This is a genomic window from Bacillus haikouensis, assembly GCF_013179555.1.
Lineage (GTDB): Bacteria > Bacillota > Bacilli > Bacillales > Bacillaceae_B > Rossellomorea > Rossellomorea haikouensis_A.
Window position 1 is genome coordinate 1 of the sequence record NZ_JABMCR010000234.1, and the last position, 6,463, is coordinate 6,463.

Genomic DNA, 6,463 nt, shown 5'->3' on the forward strand with positions numbered 1-6,463 from the left:
GAGCCAGGATCAAACTCTCCGATAAAAGTTTGAATAGCTCTTGTTTGCAACGATTCAATCGTTGCGGTAAATCTAGAATTAACGTTGACGTATTGTCTTGTTTTGTTCAGTTTTCAAGGTTCAATTTGTTTAGTGCTTCGTTCGAAGCGACCCTTTAAATATTACAGCATCGACACCGTGGTGTCAATAACTTTTTAAAAAAGTTTTTTGTGTTGTTCGCCGTGTTTTGCGGCAACAGATAATAATATACCACCATATAAACCATGGTGCAAGATGTTTTTTTATCTTTTTTTATTAAAGTTAAAATAAATATATTCTTATTGTTATACCACTACAGAATTAGATTAAACATTAGCATCGTTTCGCAGCCCACATATTACAAAGCATGTAAACAAAAAAGCAGCAGGCTTCGGCCGCTGCTTTTTTGCAAATCATATTAATCGCGATGACGCATTAACGGGAACAGCAGTACATCACGAATGGATGGTGAGTTCGTCAACAGCATGACAAGTCTGTCAATACCGATTCCAAGTCCGCCTGTTGGAGGCATACCATATTCCAATGCTTCTATGAAGTCGTCATCCATCATGTGCGCTTCATCATTTCCTTCTTCTCTTTCTTTGAGCTGTGCTTCAAAGCGTTCTCTTTGATCGATCGGATCGTTAAGCTCCGTGAACGCATTTGCGTGCTCGCGGCCAACGATGAACAATTCGAAACGATCGGTGAAACGAGGATCTTCCGGATTTTTCTTCGCCAGCGGAGAGATTTCCACAGGGTGGCCGTAGATGAAAGTAGGCTGAATCAACTTATCCTCTACTTTTTGCTCGAAGAATTCGTTTACGACATGGCCGTATTGCATATTGTCTTTGATTTCAATGCCGTGCTCTTTGGCTAAAGACCTTGCCTCTTCATCCGACATTTCTTTCCAGAAGTCTACGCCGGTATGTTCTTTAACGGCATCCACCATATGAAGGCGGGTCCATTCAGGCTCAAGGTTCACTTCATACTCGCCGTATGGAACCGTTGTTGAACCGAATACTTCTTTTGCGATATGGGCGACCAGATTTTCAGTAAGTGCCATGATGTCGCGGTAATCTGCATATGCTTCATAAAGCTCGATCATCGTGAATTCAGGGTTGTGACGGGTAGATACCCCTTCGTTACGGAATACACGGCCGATTTCATATACTTTTTCAAGTCCGCCCACAATCAGACGCTTCAAATGAAGCTCAATGGCGATTCTCATATATAGAGGCATATCCAGAGCATTGTGATGCGTTGTAAATGGACGGGCAGAAGCTCCTCCTGCAATGGAATGCATCATAGGTGTTTCCACTTCAAGATAGCCGTTGTCATCTAAATATCTTCTCATCGATTGGATGATGCGGCTGCGGGCGATGAACGTCTCCTTGCTCTCCTGGCTTGTGATCAGGTCAAGGTAACGCTGACGATAGCGCTGTTCTACATCTTTTAGTCCGTGGAACTTTTCAGGGAGCGGACGCAGAGCCTTTGTCAGCAGATGGAATTCTTTCGCTTTAACTGAAAGCTCTCCAACTTTCGTTTTGAAAACCGTTCCTGTAATTCCTACGATATCTCCAAGATCAGCAGTATTAAAGTACTCATATGCTTCTTCGCCCACTGCATCTTTACGAACATAAATTTGGACTTGTCCTTCCAGATCCTGAAGATGGGCAAATCCAGCCTTTCCTTTTCCGCGTTTTGTCATGATTCGGCCAGCAATCGTTACCGTAATCTCTTTTTCTTCTAACTCTTCTTTAGAAAACTCATCATATTGTGATTTGATTTCGGATGAGCTGTGTGTACGGTCAAAACGTTTACCGAATGGATCCATTCCTTTTTCCCGGATCGATTCCATTTTTTCGCGCCTTACGCGAAACTGGTCATTAATTTCTTCATGACTCATTTGTTTTCACTCCTATTCTATCTGCTTTCCTGCGTTACTAGACTGATACGAATATATACCATACTATTTTACACAATATCCGGAATTGTAACACCCCTAAAGTTCCAGTTCTTCTAAGTGTCATAGAAACCATCGAAAAAAGGCCGTCCCATCCGCGTCTGATAACACGAATGAATTCAGCCTTTTTATAAAATGGTTACCCGGCGTTTACATGACGTTCTGTCGCTGCAATGCAGCTTGTTCAATGATTATATATTTCGTTAATCAATCTATCATATATCGAATTATTCACTATGTTCCAACTCACCCTGAGGATCAAGATCCTGCAGCGAAATATTGAGCACATCTGCCACCTTCACCAAGAAGTATTCCTTCGGGATACGACTCCCTCTTTCCACTTCCCCAAGTACAGAGACGGAAATGCCTATTTCCTTAGCCAGCCCTTCCTGGGTGAAACCTTTTAATTTCCTGAACGCACGAACGCGTCTTCCCCATTTATCTGTTTCCATAACCGAACTCCTTCTTTGTCAGGTATTTCGTCCAGAAAGCGAATGAACGGGATCCCATTAACCGGATGTCCCAGAGACGGTTCAAGCTCTAAAAGCGGTATGAGAACAAACGCTCTCTCTTGCATCCTTGGATGGGGGATGAGAAGATTCTCTGATTCAATATTTTCGTGATCATAGAGTAATATGTCAAGGTCTATTATTCTCGGTCCCCACCTGAATTCCCTTTTTCTCCCAAGGTCATATTCCACCTGCAAGCATTGCTGTAACAATATTTCTGAACTTAAATCCGTTCGAACTTCAATCACCATATTCAAAAATTTTCCTTGTTCAGTAAATCCTACTGGATCCGTCTCATACATTGACGATTTCCTTAATACCTCTATCTTACCATGATTATGGAGAATATTAATGGCTTTTTCCAGATAGGCCTCCCGCTCACCCATATTCGATCCGAGAGAAATGTATGCGATGCTGTTCATGTTATCGACTCCTTGTAATCTCGACTGCCACCGATTGATAATGACCAGGGATCGGGGGATCAGGCTTGATTAGTGTAATCTTGCAGCTTTCAACAACCGGAAATGCACGCAGTATTTCAGAGGAAATCCTTTCTGCCACCGCTTCCACCAGATTAAGAGGCTCACCCTCTACCACTGACTTTGATATCGAATATACATCTGCATAGTTAACTGAATCCTCAAGGTTGTCACTTTGTCCCGGTTTCTTTAGATTAAGGTGAAGCTCCACACTGACACGGAATCGCTGACCCAATTTATTTTCTTCAGGAAAAACTCCGTGGTATCCGTAAAACTCCATTTCTTTCAATATGATTTTATCCATTCCGACGCTCCTTTCCCATTAACGCATCCGTCATCTTCGCCATCCGTGCCATTTCTTTGACATCATGGACACGAACGAGCTGGCACCCTTTCTGGATACCCCAGCATACAGTCGCCCCCGTTCCTTCCATCCGCTCGTCTGCCGGGAGGTCCAGCACATGACCGATGACCCTTTTTCTCGATGTGGCATAAAGAACCGGATAGCCAAGTGAGACCAGGACGTCAACATGTCTCATCATATCGAGATTCTGCTCGAATGTTTTGGCAAAGCCGATCCCGGGGTCGAGGATGATTTGTTCGTCCTTCACCCCTGATGCTTTGACAAGGGTGATGCTTTCCTGAAGATCTTGGATTGCGTCCCTCATGAACTCCCCGTACTCGGTATCCTTCCGATTGTGCATAAGGATGATCGGAACTCCCTTTTCAGCTGCCAGTCCTGCCATGAGCGGATCTTTCTTCGCACCCCATACATCATTAATGATGTGAGCACCTGCTTCCAACGCCACTCTTGCGGTCTCCGCTTTATACGTATCGATTGAAATCGGCACATCCACTTCCTTGACCAACGCTTCGATAATCGGGACAACCCGTGCTATTTCAGCTTCTGCAGAAACAGGTTCGTGCCCCGGTCGAGTCGATTCACCTCCGACATCAATAATGTCTGCCCCTTCTTCGACCATTTGCCTGGCCCGCTCTACCGCCTTCTGCACAGAGCCATACGATCCCCCGTCGGAAAACGAATCCGGTGTCACATTGAGGATCCCCATGATGAGGGTTTTGCCGGAGTAATCCAATTTGTATTTTCCGCAATCAATCACTTGTGACATGATGGTCCCCTTCTTTCATCTCTTCAATTGAATTTAGATACATCACATATTCCTGATAGTGTTCATGAAGTTTTCTGACGTATAGACCGGTACTGCCTGCAAACGTCCTGTTACCCACCCGGCTAACAGGGACAATTTCCTGAACCGAGTTCGTAAAGAATATTTCACTTGCCGTTTCAAGGTCACTTACACGATACAATCCTTGTTTGACAGGGATATTCAGTTCTTGTGCCAATGCCAGAATGAACTGTCTTGTAATCCCATTCAACAAACCCGTTTCAATGGAAGGAGTGTGAATCTCCCCTTGTTTGATCCAGAAGATATTCGAGGTGATGCCTTCGCACAAATAACCGTCTCCAGTAAGAAAGATCCCTTCCTTCTCCGGCGAAGGGCCAATTTCTCTTTTGGCAGCGAGATTGTTTAGATAATGATGGGACTTCAACCTCATGTCTATTTCAGGTGTACTCCGTCTTAGCCGGAGAAGGACACCTTCTTTTTCACGAAGCGGACCTGAAGTTGGCAATTCTTTTTGAAAGAGAATCATGGTTCCATTCTCATAAGGATCGGTCTGCAATCCTATTCCACCAGGTCCCCCTGAAACATTGAGCCGGCAGTACGCATCTTTCCAGCCGTTTTTCTTTAGAAGTTCACTTACAACCTGCCTGATATTCTCTTCCTGTATATCCGCTGCGATATTAAGAGCTTCGAGTCCCTTTCGCAATCTGGCTAAGTGATCCCTCAATAAAAAAGGGCGGCCCCCATACGTACGAAATGTTTCAAAGACACCCAACCCATATAAATAACCGTGATCAAACGGGGATATGACCGCTTCTGACTGGTGAACGATGCTCCCATTCAAATAGATATACATTATCCCTGTATCTCCGCTTTCTTATAAGTCTCAAGGAAGTTCTTCAGGAGTTGCTTACCCTGCTGAGTCATGATCGACTCGGGATGGAATTGTACACCTTCGATTGCGAGTTCCTTGTGGCGAATGGCCATGATTTCACCCCGGGAGGTTTCCGCTGTAATGTCAAAACAGTCCGGAAGGGTTTCCCGTTTAACGATAAGTGAATGATATCTTGTCGCTTCGAAAGGGTTCGGCATTCCCCGGAAAATCGTTTTGCCGTCATGGTGCATGTCCGATACCTTGCCGTGCATAAGCCGCCCGGCACGGATAACGTTTCCTCCGAATACCTGGGCAATTGATTGATGTCCGAGACATACGCCAAAGATCGGTATTTTTCCGGCAAAATACGAAATCGCATCAAGGCTGATCCCCGCTTCATCCGGACTGCAGGGACCTGGGGAAATCACCAAGTAATCAGGGGATAGGGCATCAATTTCCGCAAGGGTGATCTCGTCATTCCGTCTGACGACCAGTTCTTCGCCCAGCTCCCCTAAAAACTGAACCAGATTATAAGTGAATGAGTCATAATTATCGATCATGAGTATCATAGTCGTTCCCCTTTTCCTTCCGCCCTTGCTTTTGCCACCCAAAGGGCCATGGCCTTCTTCAGTGATTCCTTATATTCATACTTCGGATTTGAGTCAATGACGACGCCTGCTCCTGCCTGGATATATGCTTCATTGTTTTTCACCAGCATTGTCCGGATGACGATATTCAGTTCCATGTCGCCGTTGACTCCGATCCAGCCGATCGAACCTGTGTAAATGCCCCTTCTCAACGGCTCGAGTTCTTCGATGATTTCCATCGTTCTTATTTTAGGGGCGCCTGTGATTGTTCCGCCCGGAAACACTGATCTGATGACATCGGCTCCAGTCTTGTGTTCATCGAGCGTCCCCCTTACATTCGATACAATGTGCATCACATGCGAATACTTTTCGATGACCATGAACTCGTTGACTTCAACCGTTCCATATCTGCACACTCTTCCTAAATCATTCCGTTCAAGGTCGACCAGCATGACATGCTCTGCACGTTCTTTCTCATTGTCGATCAACTCCCCGGCAAGTGCTTCATCCTCAGCCGCATCTTTTCCGCGGGAACGCGTGCCGGCGATCGGCCTTGTGCTCACTTCCAACCCTTTTTTCTTCACCAAGAGCTCAGGTGACCCTGAAACAATTTGGAATTCAGGTGTCTGGATATAGCTCATATAAGGCGAAGGATTCAGTTCACGCAGTTTCTTGTAAACGGCGAGAGGCTCAGCCCCAAGTTCCTGGGACTGCCTCACCGATAAGTTGACTTGGAAGACATCCCCCTGCGAAATATAGTCCTGAATCCTTTTTACCGCGTTTGAAAATTGCTCTTCGTTCATCGAGACTCTAATTCCGGAAGCACCTTCGTTAAGAGGCGTAAACTCTTCCGCTTCCTTCTCTGCAAGGTGTTCTTGCCACAACGAA

Annotated in this window: 8 protein-coding genes; all 8 read right to left on the reverse strand. The window is 45.3% G+C overall.

The window, feature by feature from the left end; translation table 11 throughout:
- Window positions 1–436 precede the first annotated feature (436 nt).
- The gene (lysS, locus tag HP456_RS18125) at window positions 437–1,924 is read right to left on the reverse strand and encodes a lysine--tRNA ligase (protein ID WP_172253698.1); all 1,488 of its coding nucleotides are present in this window, start codon (window positions 1,922–1,924) and stop codon (window positions 437–439) included.
- A gap of 284 nt (window positions 1,925–2,208) precedes the next feature.
- Window positions 2,209–2,433: a helix-turn-helix domain-containing protein gene (locus HP456_RS18130; protein WP_172253700.1), complete on the reverse strand. Its 225-nt coding sequence runs from the start codon at window positions 2,431–2,433 to the stop codon at window positions 2,209–2,211.
- Window positions 2,385–2,912, reverse strand: coding sequence for a 2-amino-4-hydroxy-6-hydroxymethyldihydropteridine diphosphokinase (folK, locus tag HP456_RS18135; protein ID WP_172253702.1), 528 nt, complete (start codon window positions 2,910–2,912; stop codon window positions 2,385–2,387). The genes HP456_RS18130 and folK overlap by 49 nt, the downstream gene beginning before the upstream one ends.
- A 1-nt stretch (window position 2,913) precedes the next feature.
- Window positions 2,914–3,273, reverse strand: coding sequence for a dihydroneopterin aldolase (folB, locus tag HP456_RS18140; protein ID WP_172253703.1), 360 nt, complete (start codon window positions 3,271–3,273; stop codon window positions 2,914–2,916).
- Window positions 3,266–4,099, reverse strand: coding sequence for a dihydropteroate synthase (folP, locus tag HP456_RS18145; RefSeq protein WP_172253704.1), 834 nt, complete (start codon window positions 4,097–4,099; stop codon window positions 3,266–3,268). Before folP ends, folB begins: the two co-directional genes overlap by 8 nt.
- Window positions 4,083–4,970 carry an aminodeoxychorismate lyase gene (gene pabC, locus HP456_RS18150; RefSeq protein WP_172253705.1) on the reverse strand — a complete coding sequence of 296 codons (888 nt, stop codon included), beginning with the start codon at window positions 4,968–4,970 and terminating at the stop codon, window positions 4,083–4,085. The genes folP and pabC overlap by 17 nt, the downstream gene beginning before the upstream one ends.
- On the reverse strand, window positions 4,970–5,557 hold the full coding sequence (pabA, locus tag HP456_RS18155; protein ID WP_172253706.1) for an aminodeoxychorismate/anthranilate synthase component II: 588 nt from the start codon (window positions 5,555–5,557) through the stop codon (window positions 4,970–4,972). The genes pabC and pabA overlap by 1 nt, the downstream gene beginning before the upstream one ends.
- Window positions 5,554–6,463, reverse strand: a 910-nt coding sequence (locus HP456_RS18160) for an anthranilate synthase component I family protein (protein WP_172253707.1), incomplete at its 5' end; no start/stop codon positions are given. The genes pabA and HP456_RS18160, both read right to left, overlap by 4 nt.